This is a genomic window from Bradyrhizobium sp. 22, assembly GCF_000482425.1.
Lineage (GTDB): Bacteria > Pseudomonadota > Alphaproteobacteria > Rhizobiales > Xanthobacteraceae > Bradyrhizobium > Bradyrhizobium japonicum_B.
Genome location: NZ_KI519399.1, coordinates 912,275 through 935,335 on the forward strand (window position 1 = coordinate 912,275; position 23,061 = coordinate 935,335).

Sequence of the window (23,061 nt, forward strand, 5' to 3'; positions counted from 1 at the left end):
GGTGTGCAATACGCTTCGCACGCTTATCGCAGCACCCTTATGGAGGCCGGCATGACGGCATCAATGAGCCGCAGGGCCGATTGCTACGACAACGCCCCGATGGAAAGCTTCTTCCATACCCTGAAGACCGAGCTCGTCCATCATCGCAACTACAAGACCCGCACTGAGGCCAAGCGCGATATCTTCAGATTAATCGAAGGATTCTATAACCGGACAAGGCTCCATTCCGCACTCGGATATATCCCCCCGATCGAGATGGAGCTAAAAGCCGCTTAACCCGTCCACTTTATCGGGGGAAGATCACTCCCTCTCCCCGTTCTTACGGGGAGAGGGTGGGGTGAGGGGCTTTCTCCGCGAATTCAACCGCCACCCGTGATTGCAGAAGCACCCCTCACCCCGACCCTCTCCCCGCGAAGAGCGGGGCGAGGGAGAAGGAAGGCCTCACTTCACCTTCGGCAGCACCTGCTTCACGACCTGCTTGCCTTCGACCACCTCGACCAGAAAACTCTGGCGGTCGATATCGCCGGTGTCGCTGAAGGTGACGTCCATCAGGATGCCCGGCTCGTCCGCGGCCTTGATGGTGAGGCCGTGCAGCGTGTCGGCGAACTTCTTGGGGTCGACCTTGCCCATCTTCTCGGTGGTGGCTTTCACCATGTAGACGGCGAGATAGCCCTTCAGGCCGTTGTGGTCGGGGACATAATTGTACTTCTTGGAGAACTTCTCGCGGAATTGCTTGACCAGGTCGACCGGCGCATCCGTGGTGAGGCCGACATGGCCGCGCGCGCCGTTGGCGGCATCGCCGGCGAGCTCGATCACCTTCTGGCCGATCAGCGTGGTCTCGCCCATCAGCGGCGCGGTGACGCCCTGGCGCTTCAGCTCCTTCAGGATGCGCGCGCTCTCTTCCTCGTTGAGGTAGACGAACACGGCATCGGGATTGGCAGCCTTGATCTTGCCGACGTCGGCGGCGAAATCGGCCTGGCCCGCCTCGGTCGAGAGGTCGGCGACGACCTTGGAGCCGAGCCGGTCGAGCTCCTTGATCACGACGTCGCGCCCGCCGCGACCGAAATCGTTGTTGACCCAGACCACCGCGACCGTCTTCGCCTTCATCTCGTCGTGGATGTACTTTGCGACCTTCGGCATCGAGGATTGCTGGCCGAACGAGGTGCGGAACAGGAATTTGTTGCCGCCCTGCGTCAGCTCGGCGGCCTCGCCGCCCATGATCTGCGCGATGCCGGCTTCGGCGGCGAGGGGGGCCGTGACCTTCACCGAGCCGGAATAGCCGGGCCCGAGCAGCACATAGGGCTCGGCATCGAGCGCCTTCTGGACCTGGGCGCGCGCCACGCCCGGGTTGGACTGCGAGTCGGCGTGGGTCACCTCCAGCTTGCGGCCGAGCACGCCGCCCTTGGCGTTGATCTCCTCGATCGCGAGGTCGATGCCGTTCTTCCAGTTGGTGCCGACGGTGGCGCCGCCGCCGGAGAGCTCGGCGACGTCGGCGAGCTTGATCGCCTGGGCGTGGGCACCGGTTGCGGTCGCGAAGGCAAGCAGGGCGCCTGCCAGCAGGGTCGTCTTCATCATGTCTCCTCCCGTTTGTCGTCGATGTCGTCGGCGGCCTTGTGTCCGGCCGCTTCGGTTACGCTGCGTGATAGGTTGAGCTTCGTGCCGCCATCACCTCGTCGAATGCCTCTCCCATGACCTCGGTCGATGGGGCAAGGCCCGTGAACAGTTGGAACGCGTCGGCCGCCTGATAGATCGCGAGCTCCCGCCCGGTCATGATCCGCGCGCCCTTGGCTTCGGCCGCCGCCAGCAGCGGCGTGATCAGCGGCGAGTAGACCGCATCCGCCACCCACAGCTTTTCGTGCAGCAGCGCGGCCGCAACCGGCATGGCCCGGTTCGGCAGCATGCCGACGGGGGTGCCGTTGACGAGACCGGTTGCGCCATCAAGCGCGTCCTCGACGCTCGGAGCGACCCTTGCAGCGCCCCTTGCGCCGCCTTGCCGGGCGAGCAGGGAAACGAGCGTCGCGGCGCGCGCCGGCTCGCTGTCGAAGATGCGGATGTCGGCAACGTTCAGGCCCGCCAGCGCAAATGCGATCGCCTTGCCGACGCCGCCGGCGCCGATCACCGCGACGGCGTTCCCCGCCGGCGCCAGCAGCGGCGCCACCGCGCGCGCAAAGCCCGTGGTGTCGGTGTTGTGGCCGGTCAGGCGGCCGTTCCCGACCACCACCGTGTTGACCGCGCCCATCGCGGCCGCGCCGGGTGCCAGCGCGTCGAGCAGCGGGACGACCGCTTCCTTGTAGGGATAGGTGACGTTGACGCCGGCAAAGCCGAGCCGTCGCACGCCTTCCAGCAAGGCCACAAGGCCAGCCGCATCGGCGCCGGCAATTTCGATGAGCTGATAGTGGCCGCGCAGGCCGAGCGCCTCGGCGGCACGTTCGTGCATGGCAGGGGACGCGGAATGCGCGATCGGCGCGCCGATCAGGCCGGTGAGGAGCTTCTTGCTGGCGTATCCCGGCGCGGACATGTGTTCGCTATCGTCTCAAAGGAAGGTTCGGTCCCGGTCATTAGCGGGGAAACCCGCGCAATTCCAAGGGGCGTCCCGGTCGCCGACGATAGCCTGTCCTTAGGCTAACACAATTACCCTTTTATCCGACAAACCTAACATCATGTTATTTCTTGCGCGCCCGCGCCGAAGCGGCCTTGCCGTTGCCGCGGGCCGGCTCGACTGCGCGCATCTCGGCGCGCAGCGCCGCGATGAAGGCCTCGGCATGGAGCGACAGCGGCGCGCCGCGCTTGACCGCGATGTAGGTGTCGAATCGCGTCGGCTCGGCGATCTTCAAGAGCTCGATCCCGGGATAGCCGCCATGAGCCACGGTGAATTGGTCGATGATGGCGATACCGAGCCCCGCCTTCACCAGCGCGCAGACCGTGGTGCCGAAGCGCGCGCGGATGGTGATGTTGTAGTCGAGCCGGTTGCGCGCGAAGATCTCGGCCATGATCCGGCCGTAGGGATCGTTGGGATCGATGCCGATCAGCGGATAGCGGGTGATCTCGGCGGCCGAGACCTGCTTGCGGCCGGCAAGCTCGTGGCCGGGCGGCACGATGCAATACAATTCGCCCGAGGCGAGCGGCATGAAGTCGAGCGCGGAATGCTCCAGCCGGTAGCTCATCGCGACGCACTCGCCGCGCCCCAGCATCAGATAGTCGATGGCCTCCTCGAGCTTGAGGATGTTGATGTCGATGCCGAGATCGGGATAGCGGCGCCGGACGCGCTCGATCGCGCGGGGCACCATCACCTGGGAGATGCTGGGCACCGAGCCGATCCGCAGCTCGGACAGTCCGCCACGGCCGATCTTGGAGATGATCTCGGAGAGATCGTCGACCTTCTTGTAGACGCCGTTGATCTGCTCGAAGATGTTTTCGGCCTCCGGCGTCGGGAAGTAGCGCCCGTTCTGGCGCTGGAAGAAGCGGATGCCGAGCGAGCGCTCGGTGTACTTGACGAGGCGGCTGATCCCCGGCGCCGAGACGTTGAGCAGCTTCGCCGCGCCGCCGATGGTGCCCGTCACCATCACGGCGCGGATCACTTCGACCTGGCGCAGTGTCATCATCTTCCGGCTGTCCCGAAACGTTCTGCGGGATCATGTCACGGAACCGGCGCCGTCATCCAGCGGCTTTACTCAAGCATGGAAATGGCCGTATTTCGGAATCAGGATCTGGCAAACCACGCCGCTCGGACGGTATTCGAGCTTGGTGCCGCCGTTCGGACCGCTGCCCAGGCTGCGTGAGATCAAGGTCTGCCCGAAGCCTGACGTCGTCGGTGGTGTCACCAGCGGGCCATCGCGCTCCTCCCACTCGATCTGCAGCGCGCCGTCGTCGAGCAGGCCGATCCGCCGGACCGACAGCTTGCCGGATCGGGTCGACAGCGCGCCGTATTTCACCGCGTTGGTCGTCAGTTCGTGGAAGACGAGGCCGAGCGAGACGGCCGTCTTGGAGTCGACGGAGACGTCCAATCCCTCCATCGTGATGCGTCCGCTGGAGAGCGTCGCATAGGGCGCAAGCTCGACACGAAGCACATCCTTGATCTGCAGGTTCTCCCAGGACGCATTGGACAGCAACGTGTGGGTGGCCGCCAGCGCCTGGATGCGGCCGGAGAACGATTTCTGGAAGTCCTCGATCGTGCGTTCGTGGGATGCGGTGCGCGCGGAGATCGCCAGTACCATCGCCAGCGTGTTTTTGACGCGGTGGTCGAGCTCGCCCATCAGGAGGGCCTGCCGGCGCTCGGCGGCCTTGCGCTGCGACAGATTGATCAGCGTCACCACGCAGCCCTGCGTGCGGTCGCCGGATACGACGAGTGGTGCTGCGCTGATCATGACGTCGGTGACGTCGGCCGCCGATGTCTTCACCGCCGCTTCGAGCCCCTGCACGGGCGTGCCGCTCGCGGCCATTGCGACGATGTCAGCCCCCGACATCAACTCGGAGGCATCGGCAAAAGTCAGCTCGATCGCTTTCTCGAACGGCTTTCCGATGGGATCCTGGGCGCAGATCCGCTCGGCCGCCGCATTGATATGCGTCACCGTACCGGTACGGTCACAGACAATGACGGCTTCGTTGGCGGACGCGAGCACGGACCGCGCCAAACGCTCCGACTCCTTGGCAGCCGCGATCTGCTCACGTTCGCTGATATCGGTGAAGGTAATCGCCACGCCCCTCACGATGCCGAACTCGATCGGGGCTCCCGTGAGAAGGAAGCTGCGCTCGCTGTCGCCCACTCGAACGTGGATCTCAGAGGATTGGCGATCCTTCAGCGCCTGTGTCAGCAGGCGACGAAACGTGGTTTGATTGACGGCATCGAGAATGCCGAGCAATTCCTGGCCCGACAAAGCGCCCGCCGGCCGATCGAGCAGCTTGTGCAATGCCTGATTGGCGTAGAGCATTTGGCCGTCGGCATCGAAGGCCGCCGCACCGATATCCATGGCTTCCATGAAGGTGCGGTAGGACTGGCCGTCGCCTTCGAGCGTGAAGACCTGCTCGGTGGCGCCGCCTTTGATGACGACGGCGTCGATCTCGCCCTCGCGAATGGCCCGGAGCGTCTCCTCGGCCTCATAAAGCCGAGCTTCGAGCTCTTCGCGGGTCAATGCGGATGCGAGCGACACCACCGCCATCATTCCTCAACCGACAGATGAACGAGAACCTTCTGGGTGTCGGAAAGGTCCCCGATGATCTTGCGAATGGGGACCGGAAGCTCTTTCACCAGAGTCGGAATGGCGACGATGCCATGCTCCCGGGCGAGTTGCGGTTGCTTCTTGAGATCGACGACCTCGACCTTGTACTTGCCGGCCAGGTGATCGGAGCAGATCTTTTCCAGATTGCGGATCGCGGCGAGCGATTTCGGCGTCTCGCCGGCGACGTAGAGGACGAGCTTGACGGGCTCCTTGTTGACTTCGGCCATGGCTTAGTCCTGCTTCTTCTTGCCGGTCGAGAGGTCCAATCCCCGTCCGCGCGCCAGCGCTGCGGTATCTTCCCGGCTCTGCTGTTGATAGATTTCCTCGGTGCGGATCAGCCGCTTCAGCTCGGCCTCGTCGGCCTCGATGTCCGCGTTGAGAGCTTCGATCTGGGCAAGCGCGCGGCGCCGCCGTTGTGTAACCTGATCCTGCACGCGGCTGACCTCGGCCTGCCGCTCGGTCTCGGCTCGGCGCGCCCGCGCTTCTTCGTTGCGTCGGGCCGAACCGGTCAGTGCGCCACCCTCGCCGAGATATGGCTCGAGCAGGTGGATGCCGCTATCCGACATGACGAACTCGCGGACCTGGTTGGAATGCGAGATGCCGCGCGCCTTCAAGAGATAGAGTTCGCGGTTGAATTCGCCGTTGGCCTCACGATTGAGAAGGAGGATCCAGCCATCCATCAAGGATGACAAGCCAGCGTCGGTTTCCGCCTGTTGGACACTCGCCAGATGGGTGAAAACGGCGGTAATGCCGTTGGATTTGAGATAGTCGACGATGCGCAGCAACATCGCCTGTACCTCGCTGATGTCGGCCGAGCCGGTGAAGGCGGAGATCGGATCGAGCACGACCAGCTGCGGCTTGAACCTGCCGATCTCCCGCAACATGATCGCAAGGTGCATCTCGAGCGAATAGAAGGTCGGGCGCGCGGCGATGTAGCGCAGCTGCCCACGCTTCAGCCACTTGTCCAGATCGGTGCCGATCGACTTCATGTTGCGGACAGTCTGCGCCTCGGACTCCTCGAAGGAGAGGTAGAGCGCGCGCTCGCCGCGCTTGCAGGCGGCGTCCGCCATCATGCAGGCGAGGGAGCTCTTCCCGGAGCCGGCGACGCCGGTGAGCAGGATGCTGCTGCCACGGTAGAAGCCGCCGCCGGTCAGCATGGCGTCGAGATCGGGCACGCCGGTGGAGATGCGCTCGTCGAACACCTTGTGACCGAGGCCGAGCGAGGAGACCGGCAGCACCGAGAAGCCGTCCTCGTCGATCAGGAACGGATATTCGTTGGTGCCGTGCGCGGTGCCGCGATACTTCACGATGCGCAGGCGCCGCGTCGAGATCTGGTTGTCGACCCGGTGATCGAGCAGGATCACGCAATCGGAGACGTATTCCTCGAGACCTTGCCGGGTGAGGCTGCCGTCGCCGCGTTCGCCGGTGATGACCGCCGTCAGGCCCTTCTGCTTGAGCCAGTCGAACAAGCGCCGGATCTCGGCGCGCAAGATCGCCGGGTTGGAGAACGCCGAGAACAGGCTCTCGATCGTGTCGAGCACGATGCGCTTGGCGCCGATCTGGTCGACGGCGAACTCCAGCCGCAGGAACAGGGCCTCGAGATCATAGTCGCCGATCTCGGCGACTTCTGACGGATCGATGGCGATGTGCTCGATGTGGATCTTCGACTGGTTGATCAGCCCCTGCAGGTCGAACCCGAGCGACTCCACGTTGGCGACGATGTCGACGGGGCGCTCCTCGAAGGTCACGAAGACGCCGGGCTCGTCGTAGAGCCGCGCACCGTTGAAGAGGAATGTCGATGCGAACAATGTCTTGCCGCAGCCGGCCGAGCCGCAGACCAGGGTCGGCCGGCCCGTAGGCAAGCCTCCAAGTGTCAGATCGTCAAAGCCTTCGATGCCGGTTGCGGATTTCGTGATGCCTTCAGTCATGCCCTGTCCTGGTTCCAGGCATTTTCTAAGCAAAGAATGACGGGCCGCATAGTGGGGAGAAACCGCAATTTTGTCGCTCGCCTCAGGAACAAACCGGGCGGATATGGGTTGGCTCGCCCTGTTTCCATCATCAGATTGCGCGGTGCTTGGCGGTATGCGGCCAGCGCCGGCATCGTCCGAACGCCGAACGCCTAATAAGGCCGCCCTCAATCGCGCCTGCGTTCACTTGTGCACATACGGCTTTGCCGCGTCGGCGCATAAGGCCGAGGGCAGGAGCTGCGGCAAGGTCATTGACAGAATGAATGAATTCGAAGGCCGCATGCAAACCATCCTGGATGCGGCGCTTGACGCGGCGTTCAGTCACGTCAGGCATGGCGGCGATCATGAGAGCAGGAAGCTCATTGCCGCAACGCTGCTTGAGGCGGCCCGCTCCGGTACGACAGCTCTGGATGAATTGACGTCCGTCGCCCGTCGCGCGCTCATCGACCTTAGAAATAGATCGGCTGGTTGAGGGCAGGCAGGGCCGCGCTCCCTTTCGTCCAGCGGCGGCGTGCCCGAGAGCCGAACGCTGACGGTGTTCGTTGAAATCGATTAACTATATGCGTGCGGATCGGCGCGGCATAGGACGCGGCTCGCGCTGACTTCATCGCGCGGCGCAGCTCAGCTCGCCGGGCCCTCGGGCGAGACGCTGTCGGCCAGCTCCGCGCGCTCGCTCTCCAGCACTGCGCGCGCGAACTCGATGATCTTCTGCTTGTTTGCCGCTTCGCGGACGGCGAAAAACACGCGATTCAACTCCAGGCCGAGCACGCTGTTGAGGGCGATGTCCTCGTCTTCCATCGTGGTTTTCCCGCTTCGGATACGTTGAGGTGTATGGTGCTGTCTATTCTGCCACAAGTAGTTTAAATCTTCAGGTTGGATGAGGACCGGGAAACTACGGTCGCAGCGAATTTGAGGCGCCCCCCGAATACGTGCTATAGGCGAGGGCGAAGGTCAGGAAACGCACCGATGTCCGCCGTTGATGGCGTTGATTATGGCCGCGAGGCGCTCGACTTCATCGAAGGGCTTGGAACCTACACCAAGGTTCCGGACGCCATGGACGCGCTTGCAGCCGCGTTCGGCCGGTACGGTTTCGAACATATCATCGTGACGGGCTTGCCGAATCCCGAGCAGCGCTTTTCCCAGATGGTGCTCGCCAAGAAATGGCCGGCCGAGTGGTTCAGCCTTTATACCCAAAAGAGCTACGACCGCGTCGATCCCGTGATCCGCAAATGCCGGCAGACGGTGAACCCGTTCGAGTGGTCCGAAGCGCCGTACGATCCGGAGCTGGAGCCCGGCGCGGTGGAGGTGATGCGGCGCGCCGCCGACTTCCGCATGTCGCGCGGCTTCGTCGTGCCGATCCACGGCTTGACCGGCTACGAGGCCGGCGTCTCGCTCGCCGGCGTCCACCTCGATCTCAATGCGCGCAGCAAGCCGGCGCTGCACCTGATCGGGATGTACGGCTTCGATCACATCCGCCGTCTGCTCGATCCGACGCCGCATCCGTCGATGCGCCTGACGCCGCGCGAGCGCGAGGTGCTCGCCTGGGCTTCGCAAGGCAAGTCCGCCTGGGAGATCGGCGAGATCCTGCACATCACGCAGCGCACCGCGGAAGAGCATCTTGCAACTGCCGCGCGCAAGCTCGGTGCCGTCAACCGGACGCACGCGGTTGCGATCGCGATCCGCCACAGAATCATCAATCTCTGAAACATTCGCCTACTGGGAAATTTCCCAATAGTCGGCTCGGCCGTTTTCGCTGAGGCTCCCCGTATTGCGAGCCATGGGGGAGTTCATGATTCATGTGATTTCTGCCGTCAATCGGCACCTCTACGAAGACGTCCTCGAACAGCATTTCCGGGTCCGCCACGAGATATTCGTCGAGGAGCGGAAATGGGAGGCGCTTCGCAAGCCCGACGGCCGCGAGATCGACACCTACGACAATGACGACGCGATCTACCTGCTGGCACTGGAACACCGCCGGGTGCTCGGCGGCTCCCGGCTGTATCCGACCACCAGGCCGACGATGATGAGCGAGGTGTTCCCGCATCTCGCCTCGGTCCGCGGCTGTCCGTCGGACCCGTTGGTCTGGGAATGGTCGCGCTTCTTCGTCTCGCGCGAGCGCCGCGACGGCGCGTTCAATCTGCAATTGATGGCGGCGGCGCAGGAGTTTTGTCTCGAGCAGGGCATCGAGCGGCTTTGTCTCGTCATGGAAACCTGGTGGCTGCCGCGGTTTCACGACATCGGTTTCGTCGTCACGCCGCTGGGATTGCCGGCCCTGGTGGAGAATTCCTGGACCATGGCGGCAACGATCGAGATTCGTCAGGAGTCGCTCGACGTCGTGCGTGACCGCATCGGGATGACGAGCGTGGTCCAGCAGGACGGTCCGCGGATCGACTGTATCGCGAGAGCCAATTTCTGCGGCGCCGCTGCCGCGCAACGAAAGAGCGCCTGAGATGTCGAACATGATGCGGGACAGCCAGATCATGGCGCAGAGCAGGGACGAGGCTCTCTGCTACATGTCCGACATGGCGCTCGAGCTGGCGCAAATGGCGGAAGACACCGGATTGACGACGCTCGCCTATCTGTTCCGGATGGCGGCGCTGGAGGCCTCCACGGCCAACAGCGTGCTCGCCGAGCCGGATGACCTCCCCCAGCAGATGACGTCGCACTAGACGCATCCCTCGATTCATGAATGTCACATCCTCTCCCCGGCACCGGGGGGAGGATCATCGTTTGGGTGCGGCAGGTTGCCCCAGCCCGGCGCGGCAGCCTTCTTGCAAGGGCATTTTGCCCGCATGCAGGCGCATGCAACAAAGTGCATGTCAGGTGTCGAATCGCTCTTGCCTCGGAACGATACTGCCATTACCCATTTTTCGGCCTTGAAGAGGCAGGGGGAGCTCTTTCACTGATGGCGACATTGTTCGAACATCGGCGCGAATCTGCGTGCGCCTGAAAGAGTCTTGATGCTGCTCGTCGTCGAACAGTTCTTGAACGGATTGCAGTTCGGCCTGCTGCTGTTCCTGCTCGCCGCCGGCCTGACTCTGGTGTTCGGGATCATGGATCTCGTCAACCTCGCGCACGGCTCGCTCTACATGATGGGCGCCTATTTCGCCGCGACCTTCGCCGCCTGGACCGGCAGCTTCTTAGCTGGCGCGCTGATGGCGCTGGGGGCGACGCTGGTGCTCGGCATCGTGCTGGAGGTGAGCGCGCTGCGGCATCTCTATGGCCGCGACCATCTCGACCACGTGCTCGCGACCTTCGGCCTGATCCTGTTCTTCAACGAGGCGGTGCGGCTGATCTGGGGCCCGGCGGGCCTCGCGCTGCCGCTGCCGGCCTGGCTCACGGTGCCGGTGCCGATCCTGCCCGGCATTCACTATCCGGCCTATCGCCTCGCCATCATCATCGTGGCGCTGCTGGTGGCGCTGCTGCTCTATCTCGGCGTGATGCGGACCCGCATCGGCATGCTGATCCGCGCCGGCGCCTCCAACCGCGAGATGATCGGCGCGCTCGGCATCAACATCAAGCTGCTCTACACGCTGGTGTTCGGGCTCGGGGCCGCGCTCGCGGGCCTCGCCGGACTGATGCAGGCGCCGATCCTCACCGTGCAAATCGGCATGGGCGAGAACATCCTGATCCTGGCCTTCGTCATCATCGTGATCGGCGGCATCGGCTCGATCCGCGGCGCGTTCCTGGCCGCGATCTTCGTCGGCATGATCGACACGCTCGGCCGCGCCTTCCTGCCAAACCTGCTCCGGCAGGTGCTGAGCGGCGCCGCCGCCTCCACCGCCGCGCCCGCGCTGTCCTCCATGCTGATCTACCTGTTGATGGCGATCGTGCTGGTGGTGCGGCCGGAGGGGCTGTTTCCGGCCAATCGCCGATGAAGAGCTTGCGTCGATGAAGGGTTTGACTGTGAGCAAGGCCGTCACGGCCCTGATGCTGGCGGGCCTCGTGCTGCTGCCGCTCTACTCGCATCTGTCCGGCAACATCTTCATCCTGACGCTGTTCACCCGCATCATCATTCTGGCGCTGGCGGCTGCGAGCCTCAACCTCATCATGGGTTTTGGCGGCATGATGAGCTTTGGTCATGCCGCCTATCTCGGCATCGGCGGCTATGCCGTGGGCATGCTGGCGCAGGAAGGCGTCGGGTCCGGCTTCATCCAGTTCCCGGTCGCGCTGGCGGCTTCCGCGATCTATGCGCTGGTGATCGGCGCGCTCAGTTTGCGCACCCGCGGCGTCTATTTCATCATGATCACGCTCGCCTTCGCCCAGATGGCCTATTACGTCGCCTCGGGCCTTGCGCGCTACGGCGGCGATGACGGCCTCACCGTCTACAACCGCAGCGACTTCTCCGGGCTGATCAACCTGAGCAACCGCACGCAGTTCTATTACCTCTGCCTCGCCTGCCTGCTCGGCGTCGTCTTCCTGATCTGGCGCATCGTCAATTCGCGCTTCGGCCTCGTCGTGCAGGGCCTGCGCTCCAACGAGCAGCGCATGCAGGCGATCGGCTTTCCCGCCAAGCGCTACCAGCTCGTCTGCTTCGTCATCTCAGGCACCATGTGCGGCCTTGCCGGCGCGCTGCTCGCCAACAACACCGACTTCGTCAGCCCGGCCGTGATGTACTGGACCCGCTCCGGCGACCTCATGGTGATGGTGATTCTCGGCGGCATGGGCACGCTGTTCGGCCCGGTCATGGGCGCGGTGGTGTTTCTGCTGCTGGAGGAGCTGCTGTCGCAGATCACCGAATATTGGGCGCTGATCATGGGCCCGCTGCTGCTGCTGATCGTGCTGTTCGGCCGCGGCGGCATCATGGGCGCGCTGGGGAGGGCTGGCCGTGGCTGAGCCCCTGCTTCGCGTCGAAAAGCTGGTGCGCCGCTTCGGCGGCATCATCGCGACGGACAACGTCTCGCTCGACGTCGCCAGCGGCGAGCTGCACGCCATCATCGGTCCGAACGGCGCCGGCAAGACCACGCTAATCAGCCAGCTCACCGGACATCTGGCGCCGCATTCCGGCACCGTCTCGCTGGCGGGGCGCGATATCACGTACTTGCCGGCCTATCGCCGCTGTGCGCTGGGCCTGGCGCGTTCGTTCCAGATCACCTCGCTGCTGCTCGATTTCACCGCCGCGGACAACGTCGCGCTCGCCGCGCAGGCGCATGCCGGCACCTCGTTCCGCTTCTTCGCCGATGCGCGCAAGGAGAAGGGCCTGCGCGATGCCGCACATGCCGCGCTCGATCGCGTCGGTCTCGCCCATCGCGCCGATGTTCTGGTGTCGAAGCTCAGCCATGGCGAGCGACGCCAGATCGAGCTTGCGGTCGCGCTCGCCAGCAAGCCGAAATTGCTGCTGCTCGACGAGCCGATGGCCGGCCTCGGCGCCACCGAATCCCAGAATATGGTGAAGCTGCTGCAGGAGCTGCGGAAAGAGGTCTCGATCGTGCTGGTCGAGCACGACATGCCGGCGGTGTTCGCGCTGGCCGACCGCATCTCGGTGCTGGTCTATGGCCGCGTCATCGCCTCCGGCGATCCGGCCGCGATCCGGGCCAACGAAGACGTCAAGCGCGCCTATCTCGGTGATCAGCACGTGGTGACGCATCATGGCTGACACGCTGCTCGACGTCGACGGCATCGAGACCTGCTACGGCCTGTCCCAGGTGCTGTTCGGACTGTCGCTGTCGATCAGGCCGGGCGAGATGGTCTCGCTGATGGGCCGCAACGGCATGGGCAAGACCACCACCATCCGCTCCATCATGGGCCTGACGCCGGCGCGTGCGGGCAGCATTCGTTTTGCAGGCGCCGAGGTCAGGCTGCTGCCGTCGTACCGGATCGCGAAACTCGGCGTCGGGCTCGTGCCCGAGGGCCGCCAGATCTTTCCGAACCTCACCGTGCGCGAGAACCTGGTCGCGGCCGCGGCCGATCGCTTCAACAGCCCCAATCCCTGGACGCTGGCGGCGATCTACGTGCTGTTCCCGCGGCTCGCCGAACGTGCGGGCAATATGGGCAATCAGCTCTCCGGCGGCGAGCAGCAGATGCTCGCGATCGGTCGCGCGTTGATGACCAATCCGAAGCTTCTCATCCTGGACGAAGCGACCGAGGGCCTCGCACCGCTGATCCGCGAAGAGATCTGGCACTGCCTGTCGCTGCTCAAGAGCCGGGGGCAGTCGATCCTGGTCGTCGACAAGAACGTCGACCATCTCGCCCGCATCTGCGACCGCCATTACATCATCGAGCGCGGCAAGACGGTATGGAGCGGCACCTCCGACGAGCTGCTGGCCGCGCCGGATTTGCAGCATAAGTATTTGGGGATTTGAGCCCGCGCTCTTTCCTCGTCATCGCGAGGAGCGGAGCGACGAAGCAATCCAGAGTCTTGCCGCGGAGGGATTCTGGATTGCTTCGCGGAGCCTGTCATCGGGCCGCGCTTCGCGCGGACCCGTTGGCTCGCAATGACGGCGGAGAGAGTGCGCCCCGACGTCAAAACACCTCGAAATATTCCCGGTGCTCCCAATCGGTCACCTCGGACAGGAAGCGGTCGATCTCGGCGTTCTTGATGTGGGTGTAATAATCCACGAACTCGGCCCCGAGCTTCTCGCGGAAGAACGGATCGTCCTTCAGCGCCGAGACCGCATCGCGCAAGCTCTTCGGCAGCAGCGGCGCCTTGGTCTCGTAGGGCGTGTCGGCGGAGGGGCCGGGATCGAGCTTGCGGTCGACGCCGTCTAGGCCGGAGAGGATCTGCGAAGCCATGTAGAGATAGGGGTTCGCTGCTGGCTCGCCGATGCGGTTCTCCAGGCGCGTTGCGGCATCGCCCGCGCCGCCGAGCACGCGGATCATCACGCCCCTGTTGTCGCGGCCCCAGATCGCGCGGTCCGGCGCCAGCGAATAGGAGCGGTAGCGCTTGTAGCCGTTGATGGTCGGCGTGGTGAACAATGTCGAAGCGCGGGCGTGGTCGAGCAGGCCGGCGAGGTAGGCTTTGCCGAACGCGCTGAGCGGCTCGCTGCCGTCTTTCGTCATGAACAGGTTGTCGCCGCTCGCGCGCGAGACGATCGACTGGTGCAGGTGCCAGCCGCTGGCGAACACGTTCGGCAGCTTGGGCCGGCACATGAAGGTGGCGTGGTAGCCGTGGCGGCGCGCGATCTGCTTCACGGCGCTGCGGAACAGCACCATGTTGTCGGCAGGCTCCAGCCCCTTGCGCGGCGCGAAGGTGAATTCGCACTGGCTCGGCCCGAACTCGACCTCGACCGAGCGCAAGGGCAGCCCGAGCGCGACGATGTCGCGGCGCAGAATCTCCAGCACCGGCTCCATCTGATCGAAGCGTTGCTCGGTGAGATATTGATAGCCTTGGCTGAGCAGGCTCACCGATGGCGGCGTGCCGGGCTGACCGGCATCCTCGGGCCGCATATGCGCATCGTCGAGCCTGAAGATGTGGAATTCGACCTCGAGGCCGGCGACGAAATCGTGGCCGCGCGTGCCGAGTTCATCGAGCACGCGCTTGTAGAGCCCGCGCGTCGCGAACGGCACCGGGCGGCCGTCATTGAAATAGAGGTCGCACAGCACCCAGCCGGTGGCCGGCGCCCACGGCAAGACGCGGAACGTCGCGGGATCGGCGACCATCAGCACGTCGGCCGCGCCCTCCATCTCCTTCATGCCGAAGCCGCCGCCCGCGGTGAACACCGGAAACACCGTGCGGTGCGAGGTGTCCTTGGCGAGCATGGTGGTGGTGATGGAGCAGCCGCTCTCCAGCGAGGCGATCGCCTCCGAGGCAATGATGGTCTTGCCGCGCAGGATGCCGTGCTGGTCGGGGAAGGCGAGGCGGATGACCTCGAGATTCCTCTCCTCGACGATGCGGCGCATGCGCGCCGCGGCGTCCCTCTGCTCGTCCGACCAAAGCGCATGACGCGCGACGAAAGTCACTTCACCACCCCCTCAACTGCGGTAGGGTGGGCAAGGCGAAGCGTGCCCACGATCTGTATCATTAACGGAGAAATGGTGGGCACGGCGCTTTGCGCCTTTGACCGTCCTACGGCAGCGGGACACGAACGTCACTCCGCCGCCGTCAGCTTGTGCACGTTGTCAGCGATCTCCTTCGGCGCCGGCGCGGTCCAGGGCGCGCCGCGGCGGCGCTTGACGTCGACTTCCATCCAGTAGGTCTCCCAGCCCCGCGTCGGGCCGATGCCGTCCATGGTCGCCGGTCCCTGGATGCTGCGCGCATTGGCCTCGTCCAGGAACAGCATCGGCTTCTCGCCGCCCTGGACCTTCTCGATCTCCTGCCGCAGCAGGCGGCGGTACTGCACGATCGCCTTGTCGCTCGAACCGAGATGCTCCTTGGTGCGGTCCTGGATCGCGCCCATCGATTCCACCGCCCATTGGTCGTGGACGTTGATGTCGGTGCCCATGCCGGTATAGGTCGCGGTCTGCTGCTCGTGCGGATCGAAGCCGTAATCGTTGCTGCGGTTCTTGCGCGACTTGTAATCCGGCAATTCATAGAGCTCGAGCCGCTGGTCGCGCATCTTCCGCTTGTCGACCGGGCTCGAATAGCTGGTGAAGATCGCGTACCAGTAGCAGTTCTCGTCGTCGACCGGCACATGCCACTGCGTGATCGTCATCTCCGTGCTCATGGGGATGACGAAGCCGTGCGGGAACAGCTGGTTGGTGACGCGCACATGGGTGCGCTCCTCGTCGATCTCGCGCAGCGCGATCAGGCGCAGCCCGTATTCGGTATGCTCGACATTGATGATCGGGCGGTCGTACTCGCGCAGGATCTTCGTCATCGGCAGGTCCGACCCGGCGGAGGCGCCACGGAATTGCTTGCCGTAGGCGGTGGAGGTGTCCTCGTCCTCGAAGAAGCGGTGCAGATAGGAGGCGTGCGCGGGATCGATGCCGACCTCCAGGGCCTGCAGCCAGTTGCAGGCCATGTGGCCCTTGAACGCGAAAGTATGGCTGCCGGGCGCGACGAAACAGTCGATCTCCGGGAAGGCCGGCGGCTCGCCCTCGCCGAGATAGGCCCAGAGGATGCCGCTCTTCTCCACCACGGGATAGGAGCGCTGCCGGATGTTCTGGCAGAGCTTCGAATCCTTCGGCTCGGCCGGCGTCTCGATGCACTGGCCGCTCGCGTCGAACAGCCAGCCGTGGAAGGCGCAGCGCAGGCCGCCATGCTCGAGCCGGCCGAAGGCGAGGTCGGCGCCGCGATGGGCGCAGTGCCGATCCATCAGGCCGTAGCGTCCGGTCTCGTCACGGAACAGCACCAGGTTCTCGCCGAGCAGCTTGACCGGACGGATCGGGCGCGCCCCCTCGAGCTCGTCCACCAGCGCCGCCGGCTGCCAGTAGCTCCGCATCAGTCTGCCGCACGGATCCTTCGGACCGGTGCGGGTGATCAGGTCGTTCTGCTCCTGGCTCATCATGGCAGTCGCGTCCTCAGTGGAGTGGCGATTGTTCGCCTATTGAACGAATGGGCGAATTATGACATGCCTTGCAAAGGCAGCAAGCACTATTTTGCAGGATTGTCCCATCACTATGCCCAAGCTGAAGCGGAGCGAGAGCGAGGAGCGCGCGACGGATTTCGTCGAGGCGCTCGATCGCGGTCTGCGCCTGCTGCAATGCTTCGGCACGAACACAGGTCCGATGACGCTGAGCGATCTTGCCCGCGCCGCCGACCTGCCGCGCGCCACCGCACGGCGGATGCTGTTCACGCTGCAGCGCGCCGGTTATGTCTCGGGCGATGGCAAGCTGTTCTCGCTGACCCCGCATGTGCTGACGCTGGCGGCGTCCTACCTGCGCTCCAACCAGCTCGTCGCCGTGCTTCAGCCCGTGCTCGATCGCGTCGCGACCGCGGCGAACGAGATCTCCTCGCTCGCGGTGCTCGATGGCGACGACGTCGTGTTCATTGCGAGGGGCAGCCCGGCGCGGGTGTTCTCGGGCGGATTGGAGATCGGCTATCGCCTGCCTGCCTTCTGCACCTCGGTCGGCCGCGCCATGTTGGGCCAGCTCGACGATGCCGGCCTTGCCGCGCGCCTGAAGGCGATGACGCGCGAGGCGCTGACGCCGCAGACGGTGACAGATCCGAAGGCGTTGCTTGCGCGCATCGCCGCCGACCGCGCCCAAGGCTATTCCCTGGTCGATCGCGAGGCCGAGCCGCATTTCCGCTCGATCTCGGTTCCGGTCCGACGCTATGACGGCACGATCGTCGCCGCGATCAACATGGGCGCCCATGTTGATCGCGTGCCGGCGCAGGAATTGATCGAGAGATTCCTGCCGCTGCTCCGGCAAGGGGCGGACTCCGTCCGCTCGCAACTCTTGTAGCTGCGTCTCGGCGCGCCTGCGACTGCGGTCGACCCTCTGGCTATCCCGGTAGCGGCTGTTCACCGACCTTGGGCCAATAGGTGCCAAAGCTCCAGAGCCCGCCCTCCGGATCGCGCGCGGCGAAATCGCGGCTGCCATAATCGGTCGTGCAGGGCTCCATCTCGATTGGCGCGCCTGCGGCTTTCACCTTCTCATAGAGCGCGTCGGGATCATCAACAGCCAGATAGACGGCATCCGTCCGCCGGCCGCCGATGTCACCGACCTGCTTGGCGTAGGCGTCGTCGCGATGCGAGCCCAGCATGAGGATCGACGATCCGAACGCCAGCTCGGCGTGAACGACCGTGCCCTCCTTGCGGTACACCACGCGTTCAGTGAAGCCGAGAACGTTCTTCAGCCAGGCGATCATCGCCTCCGCATCCCTGCAGCGCATGGTGTGGTAGAGGCGCGGTGCTTCGTGGCCGTTCGGCTGGTTCATGACATTCTCCAAGTTCGTGCAGGTGCCGGCAAGCGTGTTGCGACGCCGACGCTAGTCCGGATCAAAGCGGCCGGCTTGAACAAATGGGACCTGCCCGTGTCCGGCGCCCTCGAGGGGCTAGCCCCCGCCGTCCCGCATCAGGCGTGGATCGACGACATCGAGCCGCGTGGCCCATGCTGTCGGCGTCTCGCCGCTGAAGATCCGGAAATCCCGGGCAAGATGCGCCTGGTCCGCATAGCCTGCGTCCGCGGCAATTGCGGCCCAGCCGCCCGTGCCGTCGATCCGGGCGAGCGCGCAGGCCCGATGAAAGCGCAGCATCTGGGCCAGCGTCTTTGGTGGAACGCCGATCTCGTTGTGGAAGCGGCGCGTGAGATGCTTGCGGCTCCAGCCGATGTCGGAGGCGATGTCGGCGATCCTGACCGCGCCTGCGCGTTGCCAGAGCGTCTCCAGCGCGAAGGCCACCGCCGGCGAGGGTTCGTGCACGGCGCGGCGAAGCACGAAGTGCTCTACGATCTCGAAGCGCCGCTGCCAGCCGGCCGCCTCGGCTACTCTTTCGCGGAGGTTCTCGGCATCCCGTCCCAGTATGTCGTCCAGGCCGACCATGCGCGCGGTCAGATCGGGCACGGCTCCCCCGAAGAAGCGATACGCCCCGAGCGGCGTGAAATCGACCTGGACGCATTCGGCGTGGCCGTCGGATTCGATCAGGACCGGCCCGGGAAAGAGCCCCGCCGCGAAACTCGGCCGCGCGTCGGCGCCGTCGGGCTGGTGGCCGAGCGCGATGCGAAATGGCGATCCCAGATTCACCAGGAGCGGCAGCGCAAGCGGCGCGGCATGCCGGAAGGCGGCCAAGCCGAGGCCGTGTTCGCGGTAGAACGAGATGCTGGAGACCAGCTGCGCAAGGCGTGGCGAGGCAGCTCGACGGATGACATCCGGAGGTGCTTCCATCACAAATTATCGCCCCTCCGCTTCGCGCTCCATGTCGCGGCCCGACAGGTCCTCGCCCTGCATGTTGGCGTAATCCCGCGCCATCTCGCGCATCAGGAATTTTGCCGGGACGTCGTGATAGCTGCCGCGATCGTTGACGTATTGCATGTAGGCGCGGCCCGCGCCGTCGAAGGGATGCAGCAGCGCATCGGTGTGGCCGTCGAAATCGAGCGGGGCCACGCCGACTTTGGCGCACAGCGTGTCGTTGAAGGTCGGCGTCGCCTTGCGCCAGGCGCCGTCGACATGCACCTCGGTGAAGCCGTGCCAGGTGAAGATGTCCGTGCCCATGCTCGCGCGCAGCTTCTCGGTGGTGAGATGGTTCTTCACGTCGGCAAAGCCGACCCGTGCGGGGATGCCGTGGACGCGGCAGGCGGCGGCATAGAGCGCGGCCTTGCCGACGCAATAGCCCTGGCCCGCGGCCAGCACGCTCGAGGCGCGAAAGGTCTCGGCGACGCGCATGCTGACATAGGGATTGTAGCGGATGCCGTCGCGCACCGCCTTGTAGAGCACGCTCGCCTTCTCGCGGGTATCGGCATCCGCGCGCACGGCGTCTTCAGCGAATTGTTGCACGCTCGGATGATCGCTGTCGATGTACTCGCCGGGATCGGTATAGAGGCGGCGGATGGTATCGGGAAGGATGTCGGTCATGCCTGAAGCTTAGCAGGCGATCGCCGCGGAACTCAATTCACACGATACGGGTGCATGGTGCGCGTTCGACTTGCGCCGAGGCGCTGCCGCCCCTTCACTGCCGGTTGCGCATCCAGTCGGCAAGGCCGGACAGCGCCTTGTCGAGCTCCTGTCGCGCGGCGGCATCGGTGATCGTCTCCTCCATCGCGCCGCGCATGCAGAGCATCCAGGCGTCGCGCTCGGCGTCTCCAATGGCGAAGCCGAAATGGCGTTGGCGCAGCCGCGGATGACCCTTCTCTGGGGTATAGAGCCGCGGTCCGCCGGTCCATTCGGTGAGATAGCGCTTCAACACGTCCCTGATCAGGCCGAGGTCGTCGGCGTGCATGGCGCGGATCACCTTCGCCTCCGGCAGCGTCTCCATGCGATCGTAGAAGCGATCGACCAGGGCCTCGATCGCAGCGCTGCCGCCGATCCGCTCGAACAAGGAGGTGGTGACGGTGCCGTCGGTCATCTCTACAGCGCCACGCTGCGCAGGCCGAAGCTGCGGGCTTCGTTCTGCAGCACCGGCCGCACCGCATCGATCAGCCGGGCAGCGGCCGCATCGACGGACAGGCCGGCGGTATCGACCACCGCCGTCGCGCGCGAATACAGCGGCTCGCGGCTGAGCAGGATGTTGCGCAGCTCCGCCATGGCGGAGCGATCGTCCGCCATCGGACGCAAATCGCCCTGGCGGCGGACGCGGGCCATGTGCTCCTCGGGCTCGGCCTTGAGCCAGATCGTGTAGAACGAGGTCAGGATCTGGTCGAAGGTCAGCGGCTCCGAGACGATGCCGCCGCCGGTCGCCAGCACCATCAGCTCGTTGCGCGCCAGCAGCTGCTGCAGCGCCGCCTGCTCCATGCGGCGAAAACCCTCCTGGCCATAGAGCGCGATGATCTCGGCGACCGAGAGCCCGTTCTGCTGCTCGACCTCCTTGTTGAGCTCGACGAAGCTCCAGCCGATCTTCTTCGCCAGGATCTTGCCGAGCGTGGATTTGCCGGCGCCGCGCAGGCCGATCAGCGCGATGCCGCAGAACGGCGCGCGCCGCGGCGCGGTGGCGCTGCCCCCTGCGAGCAGATCCTTGGCTTGCGCGATCTGCGCCGGCGTCGCCTTGCGCAGGAGATCGCGAAACATCTGCCAGTCCGGTGTCGGCTCGGCCGAGGGAAGCAGGTCCTCGAGATGCGCGCCCATCGCGTCGGAGACGCGGCGCAGCAGCACGATCGAGACATTGCCCTTGCCGCTTTCGAGCTGCGCGATGTAGCGCTCCGAGATCCCCGATACCTTGGCGAGCACCTTGCGCGACATGCCGCGCAGCGCGCGCATGGTGCGCACGCGCTGGCCGAGCTGTTCGAGGAAGCGGGATTCGGCGTCGGGACTTTCGCTCATGAGCCTTCTTTACAGGGGTCCTGCGGCGCGTTTTAATGAAACATAGTGCCTGCTGGCATTGACAGCAAGCCGACGCGGTGTCTTTCTATGAATTATAATTCTAAATTCGGGGGAGATGTCCGTGAGCGAGGGATCCTATAACGCGGTGACCTGGCTGCTCGACCGTAACGTCGCCGAAGGCCGCGGCAACAAGCTGGCCTTCGACGACACCGTCTCGCGGCTCACCTACGGCGAGCTCCAGCAACAGACCCGGCGTGCCGCCAACATGCTGCGCCGGCTCGGCGTCCGCCGCGAGGAGCGCGTCGCGATGATCATGCTGGATACGGTGGATTTTCCGGTCGTGTTCCTGGGCGCGATCCGCGCCGGCATCGTGCCGGTGCCGCTCAACACGCTGCTGACCGCCGACCAATACGCCTACATCCTAGCCGATTGCCGCGCGCGCGTGCTGTTCGTGTCCGAAGCGCTCTATCCCATCATCAAGGACGTCGTCGGCCGCATGCCGGATCTCGAGCATGTCGTGGTCTCCGGCGCGAAGCAGAACGGGCACAAGCAGCTCGCCGAGGAAATTGCCGGCGAGAGCGACCAGTTCACCACCGCCGCCACGCATCCGGACGAGCCGGCGTTCTGGCTCTATTCGTCGGGGTCGACGGGCATGCCCAAGGGCGTGCGCCACATCCATTCCAATTTGCAGGCAACCGCCGACACCTACGCCAGGCAGGTGCTCGGCATCCGCGAGAGCGACGTGTGCCTGTCGGCGGCAAAACTGTTCTTCGCCTATGGCCTCGGCAATGCGCTGACCTTCCCGATGTCGGTCGGCGCCAGCGTCATCCTCAACAGCGAGCGGCCGACGCCGGCGCGCATGTTCGATTTGATGAACCGCTACAACCCGTCGATCTTCTACGGCGTGCCGACCTTGTTCGCGGCGATGCTCAACGACGAGACCATGAAGGCCGAGCGCGGCGGCAAGGCTCTGCGCATCTGCACCTCGGCCGGCGAGGCGCTGCCGGAATCGGTCGGCAACAACTGGAAGGCGCGGTTCGGCGTCGACATCCTCGACGGCGTCGGCTCGACCGAGCTGTTGCACATCTTCCTGTCGAACGCGCCCGGCGACATCAAATACGGCTCCTCCGGCAAGCCGGTGCCGGGCTATGCGGTCCGGCTCGTCAACGAGGCCGGGCAGGACGTCGCCGACGGCGAGGTCGGCGAGCTCCTGGTCGATGCGCCCTCGGCCGGCGAGGGCTACTGGAATCAGCGCCACAAGAGCCGCCGCACCTTCGAGGGGCCCTGGACCCGCACCGGCGACAAATACGTCCGCGACTCGGATGGCCGCTACACCTTCTGCGGCCGCGCCGACGACATGTTCAAGGTCTCCGGCATCTGGGTCTCGCCGTTCGAGGTCGAGAGCGCGCTGATCACGCATCCCGCCGTGCTGGAAGCCGCCGTGATACCGGAAGCCGATCCGGAAGGCCTGCTGAAGCCGAAGGCGTTCGTCGTGCTGCGCCCGGGCGCGACGACGACGGACCTGCAGGAGACGCTCAAGGAGCACGTCAAGCAGAAGATCGGCCCGTGGAAATATCCGCGCTGGATCGACGTGGTGGAGTCCTTGCCGAAGACCGCGACGGGCAAGATTCAGCGGTTCAAATTGCGGGAAGGGGCGCATTGACCCCAGCCGTCATGGCCGGGCTTGACCCGGCCATCCACGTGCAACGCGATTCAGGAAGGACGTGGATGCCCGGGTCAAGCCCACGGCTGTCCGGTTTAATTTTCGTAGACAGGGCGCATGGCGTGGATTCTTCTGCGGTCTTGAGCATCGCCAAATGTTCGAGACACGCCAGGAGAGTCCCGCCATGCGCCACCACAATACAGTATTTCACGGCATTCTGAACTTGGTGCCGTGGGGTGTTCTGGATCGGCTTGTGGACAGGTACCAGGCCAACAAGCGGGTGCGGCGGCTCAGCACACAGGATCAGTTTGTTGCGATGCTGTACGCGCAGCTTTCGGACGCCCAGAGCCTGCGGTCGATCGAGGCCTCCTTCGAGAGCCATGCCGCACGGCTCTACCATCTCGGAACCAAAGAGCTGTCGCG

At 65.0% G+C, this 23,061-nt stretch carries 26 protein-coding genes; 12 read left to right on the plus strand and 14 right to left on the minus strand.

Going from position 1 to position 23,061, the window contains the following annotated elements:
- Positions 1–276 (plus strand): integrase core domain-containing protein (locus tag K410_RS0105540; protein ID WP_028133920.1); only part of this gene is annotated, 276 nt, incomplete at its 5' end.
- 165 nt (positions 277–441) lie between these two features.
- Here K410_RS0105540 and K410_RS0105545 read toward each other — a convergent pair.
- The 6 genes from K410_RS0105545 to kaiC all read right to left on the minus strand — a co-directional run bounded on the left by K410_RS0105545 (position 442) and on the right by kaiC (position 7,144).
- Positions 442–1,572: an ABC transporter substrate-binding protein gene (locus K410_RS0105545; RefSeq protein WP_028133921.1), complete on the minus strand. Its 1,131-nt coding sequence runs from the start codon at positions 1,570–1,572 to the stop codon at positions 442–444.
- 58 nt (positions 1,573–1,630) lie between these two features.
- Positions 1,631–2,518, minus strand: coding sequence for a shikimate dehydrogenase (locus K410_RS0105550; protein WP_028133922.1), 888 nt, complete (start codon positions 2,516–2,518; stop codon positions 1,631–1,633).
- 145 nt (positions 2,519–2,663) lie between these two features.
- Positions 2,664–3,602, minus strand: a complete 939-nt coding sequence (locus tag K410_RS0105555; RefSeq protein WP_028133923.1) for a LysR family transcriptional regulator — start codon at positions 3,600–3,602, stop codon at positions 2,664–2,666.
- A gap of 69 nt (positions 3,603–3,671) precedes the next feature.
- Positions 3,672–5,156: a sensor histidine kinase gene (locus K410_RS0105560; protein WP_063831408.1), complete on the minus strand. Its 1,485-nt coding sequence runs from the start codon at positions 5,154–5,156 to the stop codon at positions 3,672–3,674.
- Entirely contained in the window at positions 5,156–5,443 is a 288-nt protein-coding gene (locus tag K410_RS0105565; protein ID WP_028133925.1) for a circadian clock KaiB family protein, read from the minus strand. Before K410_RS0105565 ends, K410_RS0105560 begins: the two co-directional genes overlap by 1 nt.
- A gap of 3 nt (positions 5,444–5,446) precedes the next feature.
- On the minus strand, positions 5,447–7,144 hold the full coding sequence (gene kaiC, locus K410_RS0105570) for a circadian clock protein KaiC (RefSeq protein WP_028133926.1): 1,698 nt from the start codon (positions 7,142–7,144) through the stop codon (positions 5,447–5,449).
- A 298-nt stretch (positions 7,145–7,442) separates the two neighbouring features.
- Here kaiC and K410_RS0105575 point away from each other — a divergent pair, with 298 nt between their 5' ends.
- Complete coding sequence (locus tag K410_RS0105575) at positions 7,443–7,655, plus strand: hypothetical protein (RefSeq protein WP_028133927.1); 213 nt, start codon at positions 7,443–7,445, stop codon at positions 7,653–7,655.
- Between the two features lie 149 nt (positions 7,656–7,804).
- Here K410_RS0105575 and K410_RS39260 read toward each other — a convergent pair whose 3' ends face one another.
- Positions 7,805–7,981, minus strand: coding sequence for a hypothetical protein (locus tag K410_RS39260; RefSeq protein WP_063831409.1), 177 nt, complete (start codon positions 7,979–7,981; stop codon positions 7,805–7,807).
- A gap of 168 nt (positions 7,982–8,149) precedes the next feature.
- Here K410_RS39260 and K410_RS0105585 point away from each other — a divergent pair, with 168 nt between their 5' ends.
- The 7 genes from K410_RS0105585 (at position 8,150) to K410_RS0105615 (ending at position 13,485) form a co-directional block, all read left to right on the plus strand.
- Positions 8,150–8,887 (plus strand): helix-turn-helix transcriptional regulator, encoded by a 738-nt coding sequence (locus K410_RS0105585; protein WP_028133928.1) that lies wholly within the window; start codon positions 8,150–8,152, stop codon positions 8,885–8,887.
- Positions 8,888–8,972: 85 nt separating this feature from the next.
- Positions 8,973–9,632: an acyl-homoserine-lactone synthase gene (locus tag K410_RS0105590; RefSeq protein WP_028133929.1), complete on the plus strand. Its 660-nt coding sequence runs from the start codon at positions 8,973–8,975 to the stop codon at positions 9,630–9,632.
- Position 9,633: 1 nt separating this feature from the next.
- Positions 9,634–9,852 carry a hypothetical protein gene (locus K410_RS0105595; RefSeq protein WP_028133930.1) on the plus strand — a complete coding sequence of 73 codons (219 nt, stop codon included), beginning with the start codon at positions 9,634–9,636 and terminating at the stop codon, positions 9,850–9,852.
- A gap of 291 nt (positions 9,853–10,143) precedes the next feature.
- The gene (locus K410_RS0105600) at positions 10,144–11,061 is read left to right on the plus strand and encodes a branched-chain amino acid ABC transporter permease (RefSeq protein WP_028133931.1); all 918 of its coding nucleotides are present in this window, start codon (positions 10,144–10,146) and stop codon (positions 11,059–11,061) included.
- Positions 11,062–11,074: 13 nt separating this feature from the next.
- Positions 11,075–12,019, plus strand: coding sequence for a branched-chain amino acid ABC transporter permease (locus K410_RS0105605; protein ID WP_028133932.1), 945 nt, complete (start codon positions 11,075–11,077; stop codon positions 12,017–12,019).
- Positions 12,012–12,779: an ABC transporter ATP-binding protein gene (locus K410_RS0105610; protein WP_028133933.1), complete on the plus strand. Its 768-nt coding sequence runs from the start codon at positions 12,012–12,014 to the stop codon at positions 12,777–12,779. The genes K410_RS0105605 and K410_RS0105610 overlap by 8 nt, the downstream gene beginning before the upstream one ends.
- Positions 12,772–13,485, plus strand: coding sequence for an ABC transporter ATP-binding protein (locus tag K410_RS0105615; RefSeq protein ID WP_028133934.1), 714 nt, complete (start codon positions 12,772–12,774; stop codon positions 13,483–13,485). Before K410_RS0105610 ends, K410_RS0105615 begins: the two co-directional genes overlap by 8 nt.
- 160 nt (positions 13,486–13,645) lie before the next feature.
- On the opposite strand, the gene K410_RS0105620 is transcribed toward K410_RS0105615, so the two are convergent.
- Complete coding sequence (locus K410_RS0105620; protein WP_028133935.1) at positions 13,646–15,082, minus strand: glutamine synthetase family protein; 1,437 nt, start codon at positions 15,080–15,082, stop codon at positions 13,646–13,648.
- A 128-nt stretch (positions 15,083–15,210) separates the two neighbouring features.
- Positions 15,211–16,569 (minus strand): aromatic ring-hydroxylating dioxygenase subunit alpha, encoded by a 1,359-nt coding sequence (locus K410_RS0105625; RefSeq protein ID WP_028133936.1) that lies wholly within the window; start codon positions 16,567–16,569, stop codon positions 15,211–15,213.
- Positions 16,570–16,681: 112 nt separating this feature from the next.
- On the opposite strand from K410_RS0105625, the gene K410_RS0105630 reads away from it, so the two are divergent.
- The gene (locus tag K410_RS0105630) at positions 16,682–17,467 is read left to right on the plus strand and encodes an IclR family transcriptional regulator domain-containing protein (RefSeq protein ID WP_028133937.1); all 786 of its coding nucleotides are present in this window, start codon (positions 16,682–16,684) and stop codon (positions 17,465–17,467) included.
- Positions 17,468–17,507: 40 nt separating this feature from the next.
- Here K410_RS0105630 and K410_RS0105635 read toward each other — a convergent pair whose 3' ends face one another.
- From K410_RS0105635 to K410_RS0105655, 5 genes are all read right to left on the minus strand, one after another.
- Positions 17,508–17,942, minus strand: a complete 435-nt coding sequence (locus tag K410_RS0105635) for a VOC family protein (protein ID WP_028133938.1) — start codon at positions 17,940–17,942, stop codon at positions 17,508–17,510.
- 117 nt (positions 17,943–18,059) lie between these two features.
- A complete protein-coding gene (locus K410_RS0105640) occupies positions 18,060–18,887 on the minus strand; it encodes a helix-turn-helix domain-containing protein (RefSeq protein WP_028133939.1) in 828 nt (275 codons plus the stop codon).
- A 6-nt stretch (positions 18,888–18,893) separates the two neighbouring features.
- Positions 18,894–19,574 carry a transglutaminase-like domain-containing protein gene (locus K410_RS0105645; RefSeq protein WP_028133940.1) on the minus strand — a complete coding sequence of 227 codons (681 nt, stop codon included), beginning with the start codon at positions 19,572–19,574 and terminating at the stop codon, positions 18,894–18,896.
- Positions 19,575–19,668: 94 nt separating this feature from the next.
- Positions 19,669–20,064, minus strand: coding sequence for a group II truncated hemoglobin (locus K410_RS0105650; RefSeq protein ID WP_028133941.1), 396 nt, complete (start codon positions 20,062–20,064; stop codon positions 19,669–19,671).
- A 2-nt stretch (positions 20,065–20,066) separates the two neighbouring features.
- Complete coding sequence (locus tag K410_RS0105655; RefSeq protein WP_028133942.1) at positions 20,067–20,975, minus strand: helix-turn-helix transcriptional regulator; 909 nt, start codon at positions 20,973–20,975, stop codon at positions 20,067–20,069.
- A 121-nt stretch (positions 20,976–21,096) separates the two neighbouring features.
- Here K410_RS0105655 and K410_RS0105660 point away from each other — a divergent pair, with 121 nt between their 5' ends.
- Together K410_RS0105660 and K410_RS36545 are read left to right on the plus strand one after the other, a co-directional pair.
- Entirely contained in the window at positions 21,097–22,638 is a 1,542-nt protein-coding gene (locus K410_RS0105660; RefSeq protein ID WP_028133943.1) for a benzoate-CoA ligase family protein, read from the plus strand.
- A gap of 184 nt (positions 22,639–22,822) precedes the next feature.
- A partial coding sequence (locus tag K410_RS36545; RefSeq protein ID WP_196235991.1) for a DUF4372 domain-containing protein occupies positions 22,823–23,061 on the plus strand: 239 nt, incomplete at its 3' end.